The organism is Enterobacter sp. IF2SW-B1 (assembly GCF_001743375.1).
Classification (GTDB): domain Bacteria; phylum Pseudomonadota; class Gammaproteobacteria; order Enterobacterales; family Enterobacteriaceae; genus Enterobacter; species Enterobacter bugandensis.
The window spans coordinates 358,878-381,268 of record NZ_MJAA01000008.1; the positions used below are offsets into that span (position 1 = coordinate 358,878).

Consider the following 22,391-nt stretch of genomic DNA (forward strand, 5'->3'; position numbering starts at 1 on the left):
TTATACCGCCTTGTTGGGATCGAAGGCATCGCGCACGGCTTCGCCAATAAAAATCAGCAGCGAAAGCAGCACGGCCACGGAAAGAAAGGCGGTGATGCCCAGCCACGGCGCCTGCAGGTTGTTCTTGCCCTGCAGCAGCAGTTCGCCGAGCGACGGCGACCCCAGCGGCAGGCCGAAGCCCAGAAAGTCCAGCGAGGTGAGGGTGGTGATGGAGCTGCACAGAATAAAGGGCAGGAAGGTGAGGGTCGCCACCACCGCATTGGGAAGCATATGGCGGAAGATGATTGCGCGATCGCTCACGCCTAACGCCTGCGCGGCGCGAATATAGTCGAAATTACGGGTGCGCAGAAACTCTGCCCGCACCACGCCCACCAGCGCCATCCAGCCAAACAGAACGGTGATGCCCAGCAGCCACCAGAAGCCCGGCTGTACCACGCTGGAAAGCAGAATGATCAGAAACAGGGTTGGCATACCGGACCAGACTTCGATGATACGCTGCCCCCACAGGTCAATTTTTCCGCCGTAGTAGCCCTGAACGGCACCGGCCACTACGCCCATTACGCTGGAGAAGACGGTCAGCATCAGTCCAAAAAGAATAGAAATCCGCGTACCGTAGAGGATGCGCGCCAGCACGTCGCCGCCGTTGGCGTCTGTTCCCAGCCAGTTTTGCGCAGAGGGCGGAGAAGGGAAGGGGGTTGTGGTCGCGAAGTTAATGCTGTTGGCGCCAAAGCGCACCGGTGCCCAGAGGGCCCAGCCGTGCTGTTCGATCTGCTGGCGCAGCCACGGATCCTGGTACTCCGCCGGGGTGGCAAACGGGCCGCCGAAGTCGCTTTCACTGTAGTTAGCCAGTACCGGCACGTACCAGCGGTCGTTAAAGTGCACCAGCAACGGTTTGTCGTTGGCGATCAGCTCTGAACACATGCTCAGGACAAACAGGACAGCAAAAATCCACAGCGACCAGTAGCCGCGGCGGTTATGGCGAAAACGGGCCCAGCGGGCCTGGTTAACGGGGCTTAAACGCGGCATCAGCGGCCCTCAAAATCAATTCGGGGATCGACCAGCGTATAGCTGATATCGCTGATGATATTCAGCAGCAGGCCAATCAGGGTGAAAATATAGAGCGTGCCAAACATTACCGGATAATCGCGCGATACGGTGGCTTCGTAGCCCAGCAGGCCGAGACCGTTGAGCGAGAACATCACCTCAATCAGCAGCGAGCCGGTAAAAAACATGCTGATGAACGTGGCTGGAAATCCGGCAATCACCAGCAGCATGGCGTTGCGGAAAACGTGTTTCCACATAATCTGCTTCTCGCTGACCCCTTTGGCGCGGGCGGTCACGACATACTGCTTGCGGATTTCATCGAGAAAGGCATTTTTCGTTAACATGGTCAGGGCGGCAAACCCGCCGATCACCGTCGCCAGCACCGGCAGCGTGATATGCCAGAGATAGTCGGTGATTTTCTGGTACCACGGCAGCGTGCTGAAATCGGCGGAGACCAGCCCCCGCAGCGGGAAGATGTCGAAATAGCTGCCTCCGGCAAAGAAGACAATCAGCAGAACGGCAAACAGAAACGCCGGAATAGCATAGCCGATGATGATGAAGGTGCTGCTCCAGATATCGAAGCGGCTGCCGTTATGCACCGCTTTTCGGATCCCGAGCGGTATAGAGACCAGATAGATAATCAGCGTCCCCCACAGCCCCAGCGTGACCGAAACCGGCAGGCTTTGCTTGATCAACGTTAATACGGACGCACTGCGGAACAGGCTATCGCCAAAATCAAAGCGGATATAATCCCAGAGCATCTTGAAATAGCGCTCGTGTATCGGCTTATCAAAGCCGTAGCGATGGGTGATCTCGGCGATCACTTCAGGATCTAGCCCGCGCCCGCCGCGGTAGTGGCTTTCACTGATATTCCCCACGCCGGTTCGCGCATGGCTGGCACCCATGCCTTCTCCGCCGCCGCCGGGCATGCCGCCGCTGTTGCCAAACTCAATGGCGGCAATGGCCTGGTCGACCGGCCCGCCCGGGGCAATTTGCACGATAAAAAAGTTAATGGTGATAATGGCCCACAGCGTGGGAATGACCAGCAGAAGACGGCGTATTAAATAGGCACCCATGATAATTCCTTATCGCCGCTCGGCGGGCAGTCTGGCGGCTTTATTCACGTCATACCACCAGGTGTCAAAGCCCAGAGAATAGACAGGGCGCACGGCAGGCACGGAGAACTTGTCCCAGCGCGCAAGGCGGTCTTCGCCCATATACCACATGGGCAGCATGTAGTAGTTCCAGGTTAACACCCTGTCGAGGGCGCGACCAAGCGGCAAGAGCTTATCTTTATCGCCCTGCGCAGCCACAATTTTTGCAATCAGGGCATCAATCGCCGGGCTTTTTACGCCTGGCGCATTGTACGAGGAGTCGATGTAGCTGGAGGCCCAGGAGATTTGCAGATCCGAGCTGGGCCACGGCTGCGCGGGCCACAGGCGTTGCATCATGTCGTAATCACGGCTGCGCATGCGGTTGGTGATCTGCGCGTTATCGACCTGGCGAATGTTCATGGTGATCCCCAGCCGCGCAAGGTTGTGCTTAAACGGCAGCACCCACTGATCGTTGCCACCGGAGGAGAGCAGCAGTTCAAAGCTTAAAGGCTTGCCGGTTTTCGCATTGACGCGTTTCTGGTTCTTCAGCTGCCAGCCTGCCTCATCCAGCAGCTTGCTGGCCTTCAGCAGGTTGTCGCGGTCGTAGCCGTCACCCTTTGAAGCGGGCGGCTGAAACACCGTGGTAAACACCTCCGGCGGCACTTCCGCTTTCAGCGGCGCCAGCAGGAGCAGTTCGTCGGCTTTAGGGTAGTCGCGTGCGGCATATTCGGTGTTCTGGAAATAGCTGTTCGCGCGGCTGTACGCCCCGTAAAACAGGGCTTTGTTCATCCATTCAAAATCGAAGGCCAGGGAAATGGCTTCCCGAACGCGGCGGTCGGTAAATACCGGGCGCTGAATATTAAACGCCAGCCAGCGCGTGTCCTGGGCGGATTCGTTTTTGTGCTCGTCTTTGACGATGTAGCCTTTCGTGAAGTTTTTGCCGATATAGCGGGTCGCCCAGTTTTTGGCGCTGTTCTCCACGCGTAAATCGAAGGCGCCGGCCTTGAACGCTTCAAACGCCACGTTATCGTCGAGGTAGTAGTCATAGCGAAGGGTGTCGAAATTCCAGCGCCCGCGGTTTACCGGCAGGTTAGCCGCCCAGTAATCTTTCACCCGGGAATAGACCACGTACTGCCCCATGCGCCAGTCGGTAATGCGGTAAGGGCCACCGGCCAGCGGCGGTGTGGAGAGCGGGTCGCTTAACTTATGGTTTTTCCAGAATGATTCAGGCATAACCGGCAGCGAGAACAGGCTAAGCATATTCTCTTTGTTCGGTTCGCTCAGCTCAATGCGTACGGTGAGGGGCGCAATGGCGCGCACCGTTGCGCCTTTATACACAATGCGGAACTGAGGAACGCCTTCGGTCATAAATTTATGAAACGTAAAAGCGACGTCGCTGGCCTTGACCGGCGTGCCGTCGTGAAAGCGGGCCCGGGGGTTTAGGGTAATTTCGGCCCAGGCGAAATTATCCGCGTAGCGCACGTTATCGGCAATCAGCGGGTAATAGCTGCCGGGTTCATCATCCGACGTGACAAAAAGCGTGTCATAGAGCGATTCCGTTCGCGCCGCGGCCACGCCGCGCAGGGCGAAGCGGTTAAAGTTGTCGAACGTTCCCGTAGCCGAGAGCGTGACCTTTCCACCCTTAGGGGCGGCAGGATTGACGTAATCGAAGTGCGTAAAATTGACCGCGTATTTTGGCTCGCCAATCACGGCGAACGCGATGTTCTCTTTGATGGTTTGCGCCTGGCTGGACAGGCTCACGACTGCCAACCAAAGCAACATAAAGCGCATAAACATCTCGCGGCGGCTCCCTCTTTTACAGACCGGCTCAGTTAAGCTGAATAATAAGTGACGCCACGGGCAATGTGAAATTATTCCCCGTCAGGCGACACCGTATTTTGCCACGTGCGGAACTGCTCCAGCGGCATCGGGCGGCTAATCCAGTAACCCTGCAGATAATTAACCCCATGCTCGCGCAGCCAGGCCGCCTGTTCCGGTGTTTCCACCCCTTCCGCAACGGTCGACATATTCAGTCGTCTTGCCAGCGTCAGTACGGCATCCAGCACCGGGGAGGTCACGGTTTCTGTGCCAATGGCGTTGACAAAGCCACGGTCGATTTTCAGGTAGTCCATGGTGAAATGTTCAAGATAAATCAGCGCGCTGTGGCCGGTGCCGAAATCGTCGATGGCAATTTCAAACCCTTCGTTATGCAGCCATTCGAAGAGGCTGTTAGCTTCCCGATGGTTCAGCATATCGCGCTCGGTAATTTCCAGTACGATCTGGAAGTAATCAGGCGGCAGCAGGGCTTTGAAGGTGCGCATATCGTCTTTGAAACTTTCCGCATGCAGATGCCCCGGCGCGATATTAATGCCCACTTTGGCACCCGGCGGCAGCACGGTTTGTAGCACTGGCGCATCGTGAATAATCAGGTCAAAAAGATGCAGCGTGAGCGGAACAATCAGCTTCTGCGCTTCGGCAAAATTGATAAAGGCGTCCGGCGGGATCTCACCCATGGTCGGGTGCTTCCAGCGCATCAGCACTTCAAGCCCGGTCATCCTGAGCGATTTGGCGTCGACAACGGGCTGATAAACCACATAAAACTGGCCGCGCTTGATGGCGCTCAGAATCTCTTTGCCCGGATTGAGACGCGTCGTGAGGATGTAGAAGTTAAGCGACCCTGCCGCAATCCCGCACACCAGCCCGAAGAACAGGGCGTAAAGTATCTCATCGGTCGTCCACTCCTCGGCGTACAGGTTGATGGTCAGAGGAACGTCTTTGAGCGTCGCGGTGCGCGCCGGCGTTTCATGTAAATCCTTCGCTTTGACGAGGGCGCTTGAGGCAGTGGATAACGCATTGTCGCCGATGACGATCGCGATGCCTGCAAACTCGTCCTGCCGCGCGGTGTAAAGCAGGTAAGGCGTCAGGTTGAGATTCACCGAGGTGAATACGCCGCCGTCCTTCACAAGCGGATTACGATACCAGATGGCAATCGCGGGCTTATTGGGCAGCATGGGCGTGCCGGGGAGCAGTGCGATATCAACCTGCTTGTTGATGTGCAGCTCGGGTATCAGCTCCTCCATCGGGGCATTCATTGGCCCTGTGGCTGACGAGCAGAACGCCATTTTGTCTCTGACCAGCAGGAAGGCGCGTACGTTGAGGCTGAAGGCCGCGCGCGAGGTCAGCTCCGCGTTAACGTCCTGGCAATTATTGAGCGTCAGCGGCTGGAGCACGTCGATGGAGGCTTTCAGCTCGTCAAAATAGCTCTCCATGTAGATGCGCACATCCATGATCAACGTATCGAATCGGATTTCCCGCTTGTGGTAGCTCCAGAAAAATTGCAATGAACCCAGGAGCAGGGCGGCGATCAGGCCGGTAATGATACTGAGGAACAGTATCTTTCGATGACTGGAGAAGTAGCGGGTGAGCATAAACGTCGTGGTTCCTGAATTGCCGCTGATTGTATTCATTGTAACGGGCAAAAAAAAACACCGCCGAAGCAGTGCTTTTTTTTATTGTATCGCCAGCCAAGGGATAACCAACGATACAATTATCATATTAACTGCGGGTCAGTACGCGGCGCGCTTCGTTGTAGCGCTTCTTCCAGTACGGTTCATTCATGCTGGAAATGGTCACACCGCTGCTGGTGGAGGCATGTACAAACTGGTCATTACCAATGTAGATGCCCACATGTCGACCGGTAGAACCTGCACGGAACAGCACTAAATCGCCGGTGCGCAGTTTGGTACGTGAAATTGACTTGCCCATCTCCTGCTGTTCGTAGGTCGAACGCGGAAGATCTAACCCAAATTGCTCGCGGAAGGTACGCTGTACAAAGCCGGAACAATCAATGCCTTTTTTAGTGCTGCCGCCAAGACGGTAACGCACGCCTTTCCAGTCAGCATACTGGTCCATAATGCGGGACTTCACGTCCAGATTACGTACCATATTTTCAAATTCATCCTGAGAGGCTTGCAGTGAAGAGGAATCTTCCATTCCCACAACACGCGTCTCAGGATGCATATTCTTTGCGGTGTTCGATGTACTACATGCAGATAACAGTACCGCGACTGCTATCGCCGGGATCCCCCGTAAGATATATCTCAGAAACGGTTGAGATTTGACCATTTTGTTTATTTTCCCTTGAAGTCCTTAACGACAAATATCGTTATAAAAATGCCAAACGTGACGAGACTAATTATCTGTTCACATTGAGACAATTGTTTCTGGTGACATTTGTGGTGCAGCGCACAAAATTATTCACCATCGAAATAATTATCTCCATGGGGCAAAACGAGTTCGAGATTAACCGATTGCCAGGGCTATTGCGAGTAAAAAGAGCCTTTTTTTTATAAGAAATTGTGATACAGAAAGTAAAAATTTGTCATTGCACAAAATAGCGGCAGATCCGCCGCGTAATCGTGCAATTGATTCATTTTTATCACGAATGTGATGACAAGAATATGACAGCGCAGAAAGATCGCGGGAAGGGCATTATCAGGGATCGTGATGATCCCCGATAGTTTGCGTTAAAAAACGGTAATTATTTGTTCAATTTTTGTTGCTTTCTACGCGGAAGATAGCGATCGAAAAGGGTAATTAGGCGATCGCTCAAAGGCGTCATCAGAACCCACGGCAGACCAATCAGCACCGCGGAAAGGGAACCCACGACAATATCCGTCAGCCAGTGCGCGCCAATCATCACGCGTGGGAAGGCAAATATCACCACAATAAGCAGGGCGATTGCGAACGCCTTCTTACCGAAATAGCGCAGCATGAACCCAGAAAAAATAAGCAGCATCATGCCGTGATCGCCCGGGAAACTGTCCTTCGAGGCATCTTTTGTTGGAATATGCAGCAGTTCACTCACGCGATAAATATTCGGGAAAGAGAGCGAAGGACTAGCACGTTTTACCGGCATCAGATGTTGCGCCAGCTGATTAATGATCACCGCAGCCAGAAGCATCACCAGTCCGATAATCAGGATGCGGCGACGCCCCGTGTCATCCTCTTTGAGCCAGAAAGAGAGCATCAGGCAGCCCATGGCCAGCAGGGAAAAGCCGTCAAAGGCGCGGTTATTGGTAATCGCCACCAGCCACAGAAAGGCGTCACTCTTCACCAGCCCCTGGTTGAAGAAATGAAACAGGGATGAATCCAGCGGGAACCAGAAACCGTGATTCACCGGGATATACCAGGAGAAAAAGAGCGCCAGACCGGCGACATTAAGCAGTAGTATCTGGGGAATTCGAGTCGTCATAACGTTCTGCATTGAGTGAAAACTGGGGCAACGTTAGCCGCCCGAACTTAAACGAAGCTTCAACAGGCTGGACTGCAGGGCATTCCAGTCGGCGTTAACCGCACTAATTAACTCTATTCGGCTGTCAGGTGGCGCGACGTTTTGCGTTTCGATAAAGAAATCGTCGCCCTGGCGGTTGATCCGCACCAGCCCGTCTGGCGTGCGCATGATCCCTTTCACGCGGTCGACCGGCGCAAGCCTGGCCCACTCAAGGATGCCAATGGTATCGAAAACGGTATCGGCATCGAAAATCCATCCGCAGGCCTGATACCCCTGACCGCTGTTAAGGTTACGACGCCAGCGCTGGTGTTCCGGCAGGCTAAGCGCGGCCAGACCCTGCTTTGCAGAATGGTGATGCGCATGCTCTGCACTGGCCGGGAGTTGCGCCAGGTTCAGGCGGGGAAGATCCAGCAGGGCGCTATCAATATTCCCCTGCGTGGCCTGCACCCGCGTCCGATTGCCGCCGAAATGCTGCCACCACGCGTCCAGCGCGGCCCGGCTTTCCGCCGTGGCGCGATCTTCTTTATTGGCGACAATAACGTCTGCTGCGGCGAGCTGATCGCGAAAGTTCTCATTGGCCACCGCTTTTTCATCCAGAAGCTGACGCGGATCGAGCAGGCACAGCGTGGCGCGAAGATCGATCCACGGCTCGTAAACCGGGGCGGTCAGTAAATCGAGGATCTGCTTCGGGTGGCCCAGACCGGTAGGTTCAATCAGCAGGCGGTCCGGTTTGCCCTGACGCAGCAGCGTATTGAGGCCTACCTGCATCGGTAAGCCGTTTACGCAGCACATGCATCCGCCGGGGATCTCTTTAATCATTGCGCCGCTGGATGACAGCAACGCGCCATCAATGCCCACTTCGCCGAATTCATTGACCAGCACGGCCCATTTCTCGGCGGGATCTTTATTCGCCAGCAGATGAAGAATAGAGGTGGTTTTACCGCTGCCGAGAAAACCGGTGATGAGGTTGGTTTTGGTCACGTGCGCTCCGCAAGAGAATTGTGATGCTATAACACTATGCTCTTATCCTGGCGAAAAACGGGCGCAATGAGAAGGGGGAGGGCGAACGGAGGCAATGTCCGTTCGCATTAAGCGCAATAATCGCTAAAGATTTAACGTTTCAATAACAGCCTGGCGTGCGCCACGGTGGATGATGCGCTGGTAGGCCTGGCTGACAGCCTCAGCGAAAACGCTATTTTGCGCGAGATCGTGACCGAAGACCTCGCTCAGCCCCAGCAGCGCATTGACGCGCTCAGCGTCGCTGCTGGCCTCGACAATCGTGCGGATTTTATCGCTGAGGGGATCGCGAACGTCAATCGCGTTGCCGCGTTCGTCGAACCCGCTGACGTAGCGTATCCAGCCAGCGACGCCCAGCGCCAGCAGCGGCCATTCTGTTTTACGCTCAAGGTGGACGCGGATGCCATCCAGCATTCGCTGCGGCAGCTTCTGGCTACCGTCCATCGCGATTTGCCAGGTACGGTGCTGCAGCGCCGGGTTAGCAAAGCGCTCAATCAGGCTGTCGGCATAGGCAGTCAGGTCGACATCCTTTATACGCAGCGTAGGCGCCTGTTCATCCAGCATTAGCCGCCGGGCGGCTTCGCGGAAGGTGGCGTCCTCCATGCATTCATTAATATGCGCGTACCCGGCGAGATACCCCAGATACGCCAGGAAAGAGTGGCTGCCGTTAAGCATGCGTAATTTCATCTGCTCCCAGGGCAGAACGTCCTGCACCATCTGAACGCCCGCCACTTCCCACTCCGGACGCCCGGCGACAAAATTATCTTCCACTACCCACTGAATAAACGGCTCGCAGCTTATGGCGCACGGATCGTCAACGCCGAGCGCGTCGGCGATTTCCGCAAGCGAGGCCTCCGTCGCGGCGGGAACAATTCTGTCGACCATCGTTCCCGGAAAACTCACGTGACCCTCGATCCACTCCGCCAGCGCCGGGGAGCGCTTTTGCGCCATGCCAAGCACCGCATTTTTCACCACGTGGCCGTTGTCCGGAATGTTGTCGCAGGAAAGCACGGTAAACGCAGGCAAGCCGCGCTCGCGGCGGCGATTAAGGGCTTCGACCAGGATCCCCGGCGCGGAATGCGGCTCAGCGGGATTTTCCAGATCGTGGACGATCCGGGCGTTTTGTAAATCCAGCTTACCGGTCGCGGGATCGATGCAGTAGCCTTTCTCCGTAATGGTGAGCGACACAATCGCCACCTGCGGCTCGCAAAACTTCTCTATTATCGCGGGCAGAGAGTCCAGCTTTGCATTCAGGCATTCATGTACGGCCCCGACAATAATCGGCTGATTTCCTTCAGCTCCTTTCTCCAGCACGGTAAACAGGTGATCCTGCGCGCGCAGCTGGCTCATCAGCACGTCGCCGCTGAACAGGCTAATCTCACAAATTCCCCAGTCGCCGCCTTTTTCATTCAGCACCCGGTTTGTTAACAATGCCTGATGCGCGCGGTGAAACGCACCGAAGCCGAAATGGACGATGCGGGAGCGCAGTTGATGACGATCGTAGCGCGGTTGTTGAACCTGGGCTGGAAGGGCGGTTGAGGCAATTGTCTTCATGAAATACACACCTGATTAACCATTAATTAACAATGCCAGTCTAAAGTTATATGACAGCAAATAAAATTGGTAAGCCGTAAATATCCCCGTTCTGTGAGTTTGATCAATCAATGTGTGGCGGCGTGTTGACCCTTCACGGCAAACATGTATGGTAGTCGTCATTGCAGTAACCCATATTGGTATAACAACTTGAGAGGATGAGGCAATGGAACAAACCTGGCGTTGGTACGGGCCGAACGATCCGGTTTCTCTTGATGATGTGCGTCAGGCTGGCGCAACGGGTGTCGTCACGGCGCTGCATCACATTCCTAACGGCCAGGTATGGCCGGTTGAGGAGATTCAACAGCGTCAGGCGCTGCTGGCGGAGAAGGGGTTAACCTGGTCTGTGGTAGAAAGCATTCCAGTTCACGAAGATATCAAAACCCATTCCGGGGAATACCGGACCTGGATTGCAAACTATCAGCAGAGCATTCGCAACCTGGCGGCCTGCGGCATTGATACGGTCTGCTATAACTTCATGCCGATTCTGGACTGGACGCGTACCGACCTGGAATATCAGATGCCAGACGGCTCGAAAGCGCTGCGTTTTGACCAGATTGCCTTTGCGGCGTTTGAGCTGCACATTCTGAAACGCCCGGGCGCCGAAGCGGATTACACCGCTGAAGAGCAGCAGCAGGCCCTTGAATGGTTCAATGCCGCCAGTGAAGCGGACGTTGAGAAGCTGACCCGCAATATCATTGCTGGCCTGCCGGGTGCGGAAGAGGGGTACACGCTGGATCAGTTCCGCGCGCGTCTGGCGGAATACGGCAATATTGATAAGCAGCAGCTGCGTGAAAACATGGCGTATTTCCTGCGCGCTATCGTGCCGGTTGCGGAAGAAGCCGGCGTGCGTCTGGCGGTACACCCGGACGATCCGCCGCGTCCTATCCTCGGCCTGCCGCGTATCGTGTCCACGATTGAAGATATGCAATGGCTGAAAGAGACGGTCGACAGCATCTATAACGGCTTTACCATGTGTACCGGCTCCTACGGCGTGCGCGCTGATAATGACCTCGTGCGGATGATAGAAACCTTTGGCGATCGTATTCACTTTACGCATCTGCGTGCGACCTGCCGGGAGGAGAATCCAAAGACCTTCCACGAGGCCGCGCATCTGGGTGGCGACGTAAACATGGTGGCGGTGGTCGACGCTATTCTGGCTGAAGAGGCGCGTCGCAAGCAGGCGGGCGATATGCGTCCTATTCCGTTCCGTCCGGATCACGGACACCAGATGCTGGACGATCTGCGTAAGAAAACCAACCCGGGCTATTCGGCGATTGGCCGCCTGAAGGGGATGGCGGAAGTGCGAGGGGTCGAGCTGGCGCTCAAGATGACGAAGTATCCGGAGCTTCTGTAACCGGAATTGTCGGGTGGCGAAGCCGCCACCCGACAAATGCCATAATCAGTCAGCACGACCCATATAGCGTTTTTCTTCAATATGGATGCGGATCTTCTCGCCAGCGGAGAGATATTCCGGCACCTGCACAACCAGCCCGGTAGTCAGGGTCGCTGGTTTGTTGCGCGCACTTGCTGACGCGCCTTTAATGCCCGGCGCGGTTTCAACGATTTCCAGATCCACGGTCTGCGGCAGTTCAAGCGCCAGCAGCACGCCGTCCCAGGTCAGTACCTGCATGTCTGGCATACCGCCTTCAGGAATGAACAGCAGCTCTTCTTCGATCTGATCTTTGGTGAAGATGTACGGGGTGTAATCTTCTTTATCCATGAACACGTATTCGTTGCCGTCGATGTAGGAGAAATCAACGTAGCGGCGGGTCAGGGTCACGGTATCAACGATATCGTCACCTTTAAAACGTTCTTCCACCTTCAGGCCGGTACGCACATCGGCGAAACGCATTTTGTACAGCGTCGCTGCACCACGGGCGCTTGGTGCCTGAATGTCGATGTCTTTCACAATCAGCAATTTGCCGTTGTAATTCAGTACCATACCTTTCTTAATTTCGTTCGCTCTTGGCATTGCAGTAATCCTGTCTACGGGAGGTAAAAAATATCGCGCCAAATTACTCGCGCGCGGCCTTTCAGGCAAGTGGAATTCGTGGCTTTTGCTATCAATACGCAAAAGGTGTTACTGTGCGCCCGATGCCCGACTGTACGGGTGTTCGCCACCGAGAGAGCATGTATGGATTGTCGTCCAGATTGCGGCGCGTGCTGTACCGCTCCGTCCATTTCAAGCCCCATTCCAGGCATGCCTGAAGGCAAGCCCGCCAATACCCGCTGCGTTCAGCTCTCTGAATCCAACCTGTGTATGATCTTTGAGTCTCCCCTGCGCCCGAAGGTCTGTTCCGGGCTTCAGCCATCAGCTGAAATGTGCGGCAGCACGCGCGCGCAGGCAATGACATGGCTGCTGGAGCTGGAAGCGCTCACCGCGCCTTAAACGTCTTTGATCCTCGCCAGACAGCCAATCGTCAGCGTACACATCACCAGCGCAATCCAGAACACCGTGTGGTAGTTCCAGATCTCGGCAACGATACCGGCCATCGAGCCCGCGATAATCCAGCCCACGCGGGTGGTATTAGTATAAAGGGTGGTGGCGGCACCTGCCTGCCCCGGCATCAGATCCTGGAAGTAGAGCATGCCAATCCCCGCCAGGATGCCGATATACACGGCGTTCAGCAGCTGTAAAGCAAGAAGCAGGGCTGGCGTATGGACCGTCAGCATGCCAACGTAGAATAGCAGCCCGGCGACGGCCGCGATGCGCATTAAAAAACGCTTTCCAAAACGCTTCGCATAATAGCCTGCAATCAGCATGGTCGGGATCTCAAGACCCGCGGCGGTGCCCATCATAATGCCGGCCAGCTTCTCCGGCAGGTGTAGCTCATCAATAATAAACAGCGGCATGTTAATGATATACAGGCTGTTGGTGCCCCACATCAGCGTGCAGATAACAAACAGGAGCAGGGCATCGCGGCGGTTACGACGCGGCGCTTCCAGCACGCCCGTTGCCACTTTGGGCTCTTTGCGCATTGACGGCAGAAAAAACCATACCATTGCGCCGCACGCCACAAACGCGACCGCCGCGCTCAGGTACATCACCGTAAAGCCAAACCCCATCGCCAGCGCGTAGGCCAGCGGCGGGCCAATTACCCATGCCAGCGACACCTGAGCGCGCAATATCGAGCTGAACATCACCGCTTCCCGCCCGGTATGGTTGGCATGTTCGCGGGCAAGGGCAAACAGCTGAGGGTTGGCGGTTGAGCCAAAGCTGCTCAGAAAAACACCGATGAACAGCAGAATGAAATAGTTACGGTTCCAGGCAAACAGGACGCAGGCCAGCACCCCCAGCAGACAGCAGAAAATGATCAGGCTTTTACGATCGCCTTTGCGGTCGGAACGACCGGCAAGAAACTGGCTGACGAGAATGCCGATGATGGCGCTTCCGGTAAAAAAGAAGCCAACCATCGCCGGACGGGCGTGAACTTCGTTGGTCAGGAACAGGCTCAGCGTCGGGGTTTGCAACGCACCGGCGATGCCCGTAAAGAAGGCAACAATCAGGAACGCCGTTGACGTCAAATCAAAGGGCTTCGGCGCGGTGGCCGCAGGGGTGTTATGCATGTTTTATAATTAGCGAGTAACAGAGAGGGGCGGAGTTTACGCCGTCAGTTAAAAAATAAACAGTGGGTGAAGTCAATTACCCCACGAAAAATCAAAATGGCATTTCAACTTACTCCCCACCTGGCTGAACTTAGCTGAAAACTGGTTTGCTGAAGTTCAGCAAAATTTAGCTGAACGCAGAAGAAATGTGCAGTATCTCTAAATTCTGATATCGGAAATACGACATTTCTTGCAAGCCAATGCAGAAAGCGCAAGACTTTTTGAAACGTTTCAGCGCTATCTTGTTTTAACAAACGGAGCAGGCTAGCGCATTTTTTCTCATGTAAGCTGAAACGATTCACTTTCAGCAGGAGAGGAGAACCATGTTCCAGTTATCTGTTCAGGATATTCACCCGGGCGCTCAGGCCGGGGATAAAGAAGAGGCTATTCGTCAGGTTGCCGCTGCCCTTGTGCAGGCGGGTAACGTCGCGGACGGCTACGTAAACGGTATGCTGGCGCGCGAGCAGCAGACCTCCACCTTCCTCGGCAATGGCATTGCCATTCCGCACGGCACAACCGACACCCGCGACCAGGTGCTGAAAACCGGCGTTAAGGTCTATCAGTTCCCGCAGGGCGTGCTCTGGGGCGACGGCCAGGTGGCTTATGTTGCTATCGGTATCGCGGCGAGCAGCGACGAACACTTAGGCCTGCTGCGTCAGCTGACGCATGTCCTGAGCGATGACTCCGTGGCGGAACAGCTGAAGTCTGCAACAACCGCTGAAGAGCTGCGGGCGTTGCTGATGGGCGAAAAACAGAGTGAAGCGCTGAAGCTGGATAACGACACGCTGACGCTGGATGTTGTGGCCTCCGACCTGGTCACGCTGCAGGCGCTGAACGCGGGTCGCCTGAAAGAAGCGGGTGCCGCTGATGCCACCTTTGTGACGCGCGTGATTAACGATAAACCGCTGAATCTCGGCCAGGGCATCTGGCTGAACGATAGCGCTGAAGGCAACCTGCGCAGCGCAATTGCAGTGAGCCGCGCCGCCACCGCGTTCGAGGTTGAGGGCGAGACAGCAGCCATGCTGGTGACCGTGGCGATGAACGATGAGCAGCCGGTTTCGGTGCTGAAGCGTCTGGGCGATCTGCTGCTGAACAATAAAGCTGAAAAACTGCTGAACGCTGATGCGGCGACCGTGCTGGCGCTGCTGACCAGCGACGACGCGCTAACGGACGACGTGCTGAACGCCGAGTTCGTGGTGCGTAACGAACACGGCCTGCATGCCCGTCCGGGCACCATGCTGGTCAACACCATTAAACAATTTGAAAGCGAGATTACCGTGACCAACCTGGATGGTTCGGGCAAACCGGCCAACGGCCGCAGCCTGATGAAAGTCGTCGCGCTGGGCGTGAAGAAAGGCCATCGCCTGCGCTTCACCGCGCAGGGCGCAGATGCTGAACAGGCGCTGAAAGCAATTGGCGACGCCATCGCGGCAGGTCTGGGGGAGGGCGCATAATGAGCAGACGTGTTGCGACTATTACGCTGAACCCGGCTTATGACCTGGTGGGGTTTTGCCCGGAAATTGAGCGCGGCGAAGTTAACCTCGTGCGTACCACTGGCCTGCATGCTGCGGGCAAAGGGATTAACGTCGCGAAGGTGCTCAAGGATCTCGGTATCGACGTCACCGTAGGCGGATTCCTCGGTAAAGATAACCAGGATGGCTTCCAGCAGCTGTTCAGCGAGCTGGGCATTGCCAACCGTTTCCAGGTCGTTCAGGGCCGTACCCGCATCAACGTTAAGCTGACGGAAAAAGACGGCGAAGTGACCGATCTTAACTTCTCCGGTTTCGAAGTGACGCCAGCTGACTGGGAGCGCTTTGTGACCGACTCCCTGACCTGGCTGGGCCAGTTCGACATGGTGTGCGTCAGCGGCAGCCTGCCGTCCGGCGTCAGCCCGGAAGCGTTTACCGACTGGATGACGCGCCTGCGCAGCCAGTGCCCGTGCATTATCTTCGACAGCAGCCGCGATGCGCTGGTGGCGGGTTTGAAAGCCTCTCCGTGGCTGGTGAAGCCAAACCGCCGCGAGCTGGAGATCTGGGCAGGCCGTAAGCTGCCGGAATTAAAAGATGTGATTGAGGCCGCCCATGCGCTGCGCGAGCAGGGTATTGCTCACGTGGTGATCTCGCTGGGTGCAGAAGGGGCGTTGTGGGTTAACGCTTCAGGTGAATGGATTGCCAAACCGCCGTCAATGGAAGTAGTGAGCACCGTTGGCGCAGGGGATTCTATGGTTGGCGGCCTGATTTACGGCCTGCTGATGCGTGAATCCAGTGAACATACGTTACGTCTTGCCACCGCCGTTGCAGCCCTGGCCGTGAGCCAGAGCAATGTCGGTATTACCGATCGTACCCAGTTAGCCGCGATGATGGCGCGCGTTGACTTAAAACCTTTTAACTAACAGCAGGAGAGGAATAATGAAAACGCTGCTGATCATTGACTCCGGTCTCGGACAGGCTCGCGCCTACATGGCGAAGACCCTGCTGGGCGCGGCGGCACAAAAAGCACACCTGGACATCATTGATAACCCAGGCGATGCCGAACTGGCGATTGTCCTGGGCGATAAAATTCCCGCTGACAGCGCGCTGAACGGCAAAAAAGTGTGGCTGGGCGATATTAATCGCGCGGTGGCACACCCGGAACTGTTCCTGAGCGAAGCGAAAGGTCACGCGACCGTCTACAGCGCGCCTGTCGCGGCGGCTCCGGCTGCGGCCTCGGGTCCGAAACGCGTTGTCGCGGTCACGGCCTGCCCGACGGGCGTGGCGCACACCTTTATGGCGGCTGAAGCCATTGAAACCGAAGCGAAAAAACGCGGCTGGTGGGTGAAGGTTGAAACCCGTGGCTCCGTGGGGGCGGGCAATGCCATTACGCCGGAAGAGGTCGCTGAGGCCGATCTGGTGATTGTGGCGGCAGATATCGAAGTGGATCTGGCGAAATTTGCCGGCAAACCGATGTACCGCACCTCTACCGGCCTGGCGCTGAAAAAGACCGCGCAGGAGTTTGATAAGGCCCTGGCAGAAGCCAAACCGTATCAGGCCACCGGCGCAGTAAAAACGCCGACCGAAGGCAAAAAAGAGTCTGCGGGCGCATACCGTCACCTGCTGACCGGCGTGTCCTACATGCTGCCGATGGTGGTTGCGGGCGGCCTGTGTATCGCACTGTCGTTCGCGTTTGGTATTACGGCATTTAAAGAAGAAGGGACGCTTGCGGCTGCGCTGATGCAGATCGGCGGCGGTTCAGCGTTCGCGCTGATGGTGCCGGTGCTGGCGGGCTTTATCGCTTTCTCCATCGCTGACCGTCCGGGTCTGACCCCGGGTCTTATCGGCGGTATGCTGGCAGTGAGCACCGGCTCCGGCTTTATTGGCGGTATCATCGCCGGTTTCCTCGCGGGTTACGTCGCGAAGCTGATTAGCTCGAAGCTGAAGCTGCCGCAGAGTATGGAGGCGCTGAAGCCAATCCTGATCATTCCGCTCATCTCCAGCCTGGTGGTCGGTCTGGCGATGATCTACCTGATTGGTAAGCCGGTTGCGGGTATCCTGGCGGGCCTGACCCACTGGCTGCAAACCATGGGCACGGCGAACGCGGTGCTGCTGGGCGCAATCCTCGGCGGCATGATGTGTACCGACATGGGTGGCCCGGTGAACAAAGCGGCATACGCCTTTGGCGTTGGCCTGCTGAGTACCCAGACCTACGCGCCGATGGCGGCGATCATGGCGGCCGGTATGGTGCCACCGCTGGCGCTTGGCCTGGCGACGATTATTGCCCGTCGTAAGTTCGACAAAGCGCAGCAGGAAGGCGGTAAAGCGGCGCTGGTGCTGGGCCTGTGCTTCATCACCGAAGGTGCGATTCCGTTCGCGGCGCGTGACCCAATGCGTGTTCTGCCGTGCTGTATCGTCGGCGGCGCGGTAACGGGTGCCATCTCCATGGCGATTGGCGCGAAGCTGATGGCACCGCACGGCGGTCTGTTCGTCCTGCTGATCCCTGGCGCCATCACCCCGGTACTGGGTTATCTGCTGGCGATTGTTGCCGGTACGCTGGTGGCAGGCCTGTCTTACGCGGTGCTGAAACGTCCGGAAGCGGAAGTTGCGGCAAAAGCAGCGTAAGCACTAAGCAATAAAAAAGCCGGGTGCTAATGCAACCCGGCTTTTTTTATGCCGCCTGTTCTGCGGTTTGCTGTGCCTTCAGCCAGGCAATCTCTTCCGCCCAGATATCCGGATTGATGGTTTCCAGCACCATCGGAATACCGTCGAAGCGGGCGTCCTGCATAATAAAGCGGAAGGCATCGTGACCGATATTGCCTTCGCCCAGGCTGTGGTGGCGGTCAACGCGGCTGCCGAACGCGCTTTTCGCATCGTTCAGGTGCATACCGCGAAGATATTTAAAGCCAACAACGCGCTCGAACTCCTCGAAAGTATTTTTCGTGGCCTCGGTTGTGCGCAGGTCATACCCGGCGGCAAACGCGTGGCAGGTATCAATGCATACGCCCACGCGAGACTTATCTTCCACGCCGTCAATGATTGCCGCCAGATGTTCAAACCTAAAGCCGAGGTTGCTGCCCTGACCAGCGGTGTTTTCAATCACTGCGGTGACGCCTTTGGTCTTATCCAGCGTCATGTTGATGGATTCGGCAATGCGCGCCAGACAGGCATCTTCATCAATCTGCATCAGATGACTACCCGGATGGAAGTTCAGCAGCGTCAGCCCGAGCTGTTCGCAGCGCTGCACTTCATCAAGGAACGCCTCGCGGGACTTAACCAGCGCTTCCTGCACCGGATGCCCGAGGTTAATCAGATAGCTGTCGTGGGGAAGGATCTGGCCCGGCCCGTAATGGTTTTTTTCACAGGCGGCTTTGAAATCGTCAATGACCTCAGCGGTGAGCGGCGCGGCGCGCCACTGGCGCTGGTTTTTGGTGAACAGGGCAAAAGCGGTCGCCTCAATTTCGGCGGCGCGAATGGCGGCATTCGCCAGGCCACCTGCAGCGCTGACGTGCGCTCCAACGTATTTCATATAAAAACTCCTGTTAACCCGAAACGCTTATGATAGCGGGTTAACAGGAGAAGGACGAGATGGTTTATGCCATCAGGCTGTGCACGGCGAGGTTAATCGCACCGCCGCCGACAATCAGCCAGATGAAGAGCACCAGCGCCATCAGCAGCGGCTTCGCACCGGCTTTTTTCAGCGCGCTGACGTGCGTGGTTACCCCCAGCGCCGCCATCGCCATCGCCAGCAGCACCGTATCCAGCGTCACCAGCATCTCCACTACCGCTTTCGGCAGCAGGTGGAAGGAGTTAAAGATAGCGACCACGATGAACAGGATCGCAAACCACGGAATGGTGATTTTGCTCTTCTCGCTGCCGCCAGCCGGTGCCAGCTGTTTAACACGGGCCGCTAGGAAAATCAGGAACGGGGCCAGCATCATCACGCGCAGCATTTTGGCAATGACCGCTGCGTTTTCCGCTTCCGGGTTAATGGCGTGACCTGCCGCCACCACCTGCGCCACTTCGTGCATGGTTGAGCCAATGTAGATGCCGTAGGTTTCCGGGCTAAACCAGTGCGCCACCAGCGGGTACATGGCCGGATACAGGAAGATTGCCAGCGTACCGAAGATAACCACCGTCGCGACCGCCACCGTCACTTTACTGGCTTCGGCTTTAACGACGGGTTCTGTTGCCAGCACTGCCGCCGCGCCGCAGATGCTGCTGCCTGCGCCGATTAACCAGCTGGTTTGCTTATCCAGGCCAAACACTTTCTGACCGATAAAGCACGCCAGTAAAAAGGTGCTGGTCAGCGTCAGGACGTCAATGGCAATCCCGCTGACGCCCACGTCCGCAATCTGCGAAAAGGTGAGACGGAAGCCGTAAAGGATAATCCCGAGACGTAATAAATGCTGCTTGGCGAAAATCACGCCGCCGTCGCAGGATTTCCAGATATGGGGGTAAACGGTGTTCCCGACCACCATGCCGAGCAAAATGGCCAGCGTTAACGCGCTGAACCCTGCACCAGCCACTGCCGGAATACTGCCGCCCCATAAGGCCACGCCGGTGACGACGGCGCTGAGCGCAAGGCCGGGCACGAAGTGCCACACTGTACGATGATGTTGTAAGGTGATTTCTGACATAACCTTCTCCTTTGTCTGGCTAAAGGTTACGGCGCGCTGGCTTAAAAATAAAATTGATTATATATTTATAATCAATCTTTATAAGTGGTAAGCAACCATGCACATTACATTGCGTCAGCTGGAAGTGTTTGCCGAGGTGCTGAAAAGCGGCTCGACGACCCAGGCGTCACAAATGCTGGCGCTCTCGCAGTCTGCCGTCAGCGCGGCGTTGACCGATCTCGAAGGCCAGTTGGGCGTCCAGCTGTTTGACAGGGTAGGGAAGCGACTGGTGGTCAACGAACATGGCCGCCTGCTTTACCCGCGCGCGCTGGCGCTGCTGGAGCAGGCTATTGAAATCGAGCAGCTGTTCCGCGAGGACAACGGCGCGATCCGCGTATTTGCCAGCAGCACCATCGGCAACTACATCCTGCCGGAAGTGATTGCCCGCTACCGCCGGGATTTCCCGACCCTGCCGCTGGAGTTGAGCGTGGGTAACAGCCAGGACGTGATCAACGCGGTGATTGATTTCCGCGTGGATATCGGACTTATCGAAGGTCCTTGCCACAACGTCGATATCATTGCCGAGCCCTGGCTGGAGGATGAGCTGGTGGTGTTTGCGTCTCCGGCCTCGTCGTTATTGCAGGGCGAGGTGACGCTGGAGCGGCTGGCGCAGGCGCAGTGGATCCTCCGCGAGCAGGGTTCCGGCACGCGCGAGATTGTCGACTACCTGCTGCTGTCGCATCTGCCGCATTTCCAGCTGGGAATGGAGCTGGGAAACTCAGAGGCGATTAAGCACGCGGTGCGTCATGGCCTGGGCATCAGCTGTCTTTCCCGGCGGGTGATTGCCGAACAGCTGGAGACCGGATCGCTGGTGGAAATCCCTGTTCCGCTGCCAAAACTGGTGCGCACGCTGTGGTGCATCCACCATCGTCAGAAACACCTGTCCAGTTCGCTGCAGCGTTTTCTGCGCTATTGCGAGATGTAAAAGCGCCCCTCACCCCAAAGGGGAGAGGGAAAAATAATGCGTTACTTATAATCCTGGACGCGTCATGAAGCTCTCTTATAACAGGGTATTTCTGCCGGAAGGAACGCAGATCGTCTGCTACAATCGCGCCTCATTTATTAAATGGACAGCATTTTCACATGGTTTCAGAAACTAAAACCACAGAAGCGCCCACGCTACGTCGTGAACTCAAGGCGCGTCACCTGACGATGATCGCCATTGGCGGCTCAATCGGTACAGGTCTTTTCGTTGCCTCTGGCGCAACGATTTCGGCAGCCGGCCCGGGTGGGGCATTATTCTCTTATATCCTGATTGGCCTGATGGTTTATTTTCTGATGACCAGCCTGGGCGAACTGGCGGCATACATGCCGGTGTCAGGTTCGTTTTCGACCTACGGACAAAAATACGTTGAAGAAGGCTTCGGCTTCGCGCTGGGCTGGAACTACTGGTACAACTGGGCCGTCACCATCGCCGTGGACCTCGTCGCTGCGCAACTGGTGATGACCTGGTGGTTCCCGGACACGCCGGGCTGGATCTGGAGCGCCCTGTTCCTCGCCGTCATCTTCCTGCTGAACTACATCTCCGTGCGCGGCTTTGGCGAAGCGGAATACTGGTTCTCTTTGATCAAAGTGGCAACCGTCATCATCTTTATCGTCGTCGGCGTGGCGATGATCGTGGGTATTTTCAAAGGGGCTGAACCTGCGGGCTGGAGTAACTGGACCATCGGCGACGCGCCGTTTGCCGGGGGCTTCTCGGCGATGATTGGCGTGGCGATGATTGTCGGCTTCTCCTTCCAGGGCACGGAGCTGATTGGTATCGCGGCCGGTGAATCCGAAAACCCGGAGAAGAACATTCCGCGCGCGGTGCGTCAGGTGTTCTGGCGTATCCTGCTGTTCTACGTGTTCGCTATTTTGATTATCAGCCTGATCATTCCGTATACCGATCCAAGCCTGCTGCGTAACGACGTGAAAGACATCAGCGTCAGCCCGTTCACCCTGGTCTTCCAGCACGCGGGCCTGCTCTCAGCGGCGGCGGTAATGAATGCGGTGATCCTGACGGCGGTGCTGTCGGCGGGTAACTCCGGCATGTACGCCTCCACCCGTATGCTTTATACCCTGGCCTGCGACGGTAAAGCGCCGCGCATTTTCTCGAAACTGTCCCGCGGCGGCGTACCGCGCAACGCACTGTATGCCACCACGGTGATTGCCGGCCTGTGCTTCCTGACCTCCATGTTCGGCAACCAGACGGTGTACCTGTGGCTGCTTAACACCTCCGGGATGACGGGCTTTATCGCCTGGCTGGGCATTGCCATCAGCCACTACCGTTTCCGTCGCGGCTACGTCATGCAGGGTCATGACCTGAATAACCTGCCGTACCGTTCAGGGTTCTTCCCGCTGGGGCCGATTTTCGCCTTCGTTCTGTGCCTGATCATTACTCTGGGTCAGAACTATGAGGCCTTCCTTGCGGACACCATTGACTGGGGTGCCGTCACGGCGACCTACATTGGTATTCCGCTGTTCCTGATCATCTGGTTTGGCTACAAACTGACGAAAGGAACCCGCTTCGTTCGCTACAGTGAAATGGATTTCCCGGAACGATTTAAACAATAACCGCGCTTCCTCTCTTTCAGCCCGCTCAACCGAGCGGGCT

General features: G+C 56.4%; 19 protein-coding genes. 7 read left to right on the forward strand and 12 right to left on the reverse strand.

Features of this window, described 5'->3' with window-relative positions; genetic code table 11:
• The 8 genes from A6013_RS17590 to A6013_RS17625 all read right to left on the reverse strand — a co-directional run bounded on the left by A6013_RS17590 (nucleotide 1) and on the right by A6013_RS17625 (nucleotide 10,002).
• A complete protein-coding gene (locus tag A6013_RS17590; RefSeq protein WP_028013881.1) occupies nucleotides 1-1,026 on the reverse strand; it encodes an ABC transporter permease in 1,026 nt (341 codons plus the stop codon).
• A complete protein-coding gene (locus A6013_RS17595; RefSeq protein ID WP_028013880.1) occupies nucleotides 1,026-2,120 on the reverse strand; it encodes a microcin C ABC transporter permease YejB in 1,095 nt (364 codons plus the stop codon). Before A6013_RS17595 ends, A6013_RS17590 begins: the two co-directional genes overlap by 1 nt.
• 9 nt (nucleotides 2,121-2,129) lie before the next feature.
• Nucleotides 2,130-3,935 (reverse strand): extracellular solute-binding protein, encoded by a 1,806-nt coding sequence (locus tag A6013_RS17600; protein WP_028013879.1) that lies wholly within the window; start codon nucleotides 3,933-3,935, stop codon nucleotides 2,130-2,132.
• 74 nt (nucleotides 3,936-4,009) lie between these two features.
• Nucleotides 4,010-5,566 (reverse strand): cyclic di-GMP phosphodiesterase, encoded by a 1,557-nt coding sequence (locus A6013_RS17605; protein WP_047367968.1) that lies wholly within the window; start codon nucleotides 5,564-5,566, stop codon nucleotides 4,010-4,012.
• Between the two features lie 127 nt (nucleotides 5,567-5,693).
• Entirely contained in the window at nucleotides 5,694-6,263 is a 570-nt protein-coding gene (gene mepS / locus A6013_RS17610) for a bifunctional murein DD-endopeptidase/murein LD-carboxypeptidase (protein ID WP_028013877.1), read from the reverse strand.
• A gap of 415 nt (nucleotides 6,264-6,678) precedes the next feature.
• The gene (locus tag A6013_RS17615; protein WP_028013876.1) at nucleotides 6,679-7,392 is read right to left on the reverse strand and encodes a phosphatase PAP2 family protein; all 714 of its coding nucleotides are present in this window, start codon (nucleotides 7,390-7,392) and stop codon (nucleotides 6,679-6,681) included.
• A 33-nt stretch (nucleotides 7,393-7,425) separates the two neighbouring features.
• Nucleotides 7,426-8,412, reverse strand: a complete 987-nt coding sequence (locus A6013_RS17620; protein WP_048960965.1) for a GTP-binding protein — start codon at nucleotides 8,410-8,412, stop codon at nucleotides 7,426-7,428.
• Nucleotides 8,413-8,535: 123 nt separating this feature from the next.
• The gene (locus A6013_RS17625) at nucleotides 8,536-10,002 is read right to left on the reverse strand and encodes a mannitol dehydrogenase family protein (RefSeq protein ID WP_069733500.1); all 1,467 of its coding nucleotides are present in this window, start codon (nucleotides 10,000-10,002) and stop codon (nucleotides 8,536-8,538) included.
• Between the two features lie 205 nt (nucleotides 10,003-10,207).
• On the opposite strand from A6013_RS17625, the gene uxuA reads away from it, so the two are divergent.
• The gene (gene uxuA, locus A6013_RS17630; protein WP_069733501.1) at nucleotides 10,208-11,398 is read left to right on the forward strand and encodes a mannonate dehydratase; all 1,191 of its coding nucleotides are present in this window, start codon (nucleotides 10,208-10,210) and stop codon (nucleotides 11,396-11,398) included.
• A 45-nt stretch (nucleotides 11,399-11,443) separates the two neighbouring features.
• Here the strand turns inward: uxuA and yeiP are convergent, their stop codons facing one another.
• Nucleotides 11,444-12,016, reverse strand: coding sequence for an elongation factor P-like protein YeiP (gene yeiP, locus A6013_RS17635; protein ID WP_008500940.1), 573 nt, complete (start codon nucleotides 12,014-12,016; stop codon nucleotides 11,444-11,446).
• Between the two features lie 162 nt (nucleotides 12,017-12,178).
• Here yeiP and A6013_RS17640 point away from each other — a divergent pair, with 162 nt between their 5' ends.
• Nucleotides 12,179-12,433: a YkgJ family cysteine cluster protein gene (locus A6013_RS17640; protein ID WP_028013872.1), complete on the forward strand. Its 255-nt coding sequence runs from the start codon at nucleotides 12,179-12,181 to the stop codon at nucleotides 12,431-12,433.
• Here A6013_RS17640 and setB read toward each other — a convergent pair.
• Nucleotides 12,430-13,611: a sugar efflux transporter SetB gene (setB, locus tag A6013_RS17645; protein WP_069733502.1), complete on the reverse strand. Its 1,182-nt coding sequence runs from the start codon at nucleotides 13,609-13,611 to the stop codon at nucleotides 12,430-12,432. The two genes, A6013_RS17640 and setB, sit on opposite strands and share 4 nt — an antisense overlap.
• A gap of 362 nt (nucleotides 13,612-13,973) precedes the next feature.
• On the opposite strand from setB, the gene fruB reads away from it, so the two are divergent.
• From fruB to fruA, 3 genes are read left to right on the forward strand one after another with little or no spacing between them, the layout of a single operon-like run.
• Nucleotides 13,974-15,104, forward strand: a complete 1,131-nt coding sequence (gene fruB, locus A6013_RS17655) for a fused PTS fructose transporter subunit IIA/HPr protein (RefSeq protein ID WP_069733503.1) — start codon at nucleotides 13,974-13,976, stop codon at nucleotides 15,102-15,104.
• Nucleotides 15,104-16,042 (forward strand): 1-phosphofructokinase, encoded by a 939-nt coding sequence (fruK, locus tag A6013_RS17660; protein WP_010433510.1) that lies wholly within the window; start codon nucleotides 15,104-15,106, stop codon nucleotides 16,040-16,042. The genes fruB and fruK overlap by 1 nt, the downstream gene beginning before the upstream one ends.
• A gap of 16 nt (nucleotides 16,043-16,058) precedes the next feature.
• Nucleotides 16,059-17,744, forward strand: coding sequence for a PTS fructose transporter subunit IIBC (gene fruA / locus A6013_RS17665; RefSeq protein ID WP_069733504.1), 1,686 nt, complete (start codon nucleotides 16,059-16,061; stop codon nucleotides 17,742-17,744).
• Between the two features lie 46 nt (nucleotides 17,745-17,790).
• Here the strand turns inward: fruA and nfo are convergent, their stop codons facing one another.
• Both nfo and A6013_RS17675 read right to left on the reverse strand, forming a co-directional pair.
• A complete protein-coding gene (nfo, locus tag A6013_RS17670; RefSeq protein ID WP_069733505.1) occupies nucleotides 17,791-18,648 on the reverse strand; it encodes a deoxyribonuclease IV in 858 nt (285 codons plus the stop codon).
• 64 nt (nucleotides 18,649-18,712) lie between these two features.
• Nucleotides 18,713-19,759: a YeiH family protein gene (locus A6013_RS17675; RefSeq protein WP_028013867.1), complete on the reverse strand. Its 1,047-nt coding sequence runs from the start codon at nucleotides 19,757-19,759 to the stop codon at nucleotides 18,713-18,715.
• A gap of 97 nt (nucleotides 19,760-19,856) precedes the next feature.
• On the opposite strand from A6013_RS17675, the gene yieE reads away from it, so the two are divergent.
• Together yieE and A6013_RS17685 are read left to right on the forward strand one after the other, a co-directional pair.
• The gene (yieE, locus tag A6013_RS17680; protein WP_028013866.1) at nucleotides 19,857-20,723 is read left to right on the forward strand and encodes a DNA-binding transcriptional regulator YeiE; all 867 of its coding nucleotides are present in this window, start codon (nucleotides 19,857-19,859) and stop codon (nucleotides 20,721-20,723) included.
• Nucleotides 20,724-20,881: 158 nt separating this feature from the next.
• Nucleotides 20,882-22,351, forward strand: coding sequence for an amino acid permease (locus A6013_RS17685; RefSeq protein ID WP_028013865.1), 1,470 nt, complete (start codon nucleotides 20,882-20,884; stop codon nucleotides 22,349-22,351).
• Nucleotides 22,352-22,391 lie beyond the last annotated feature (40 nt).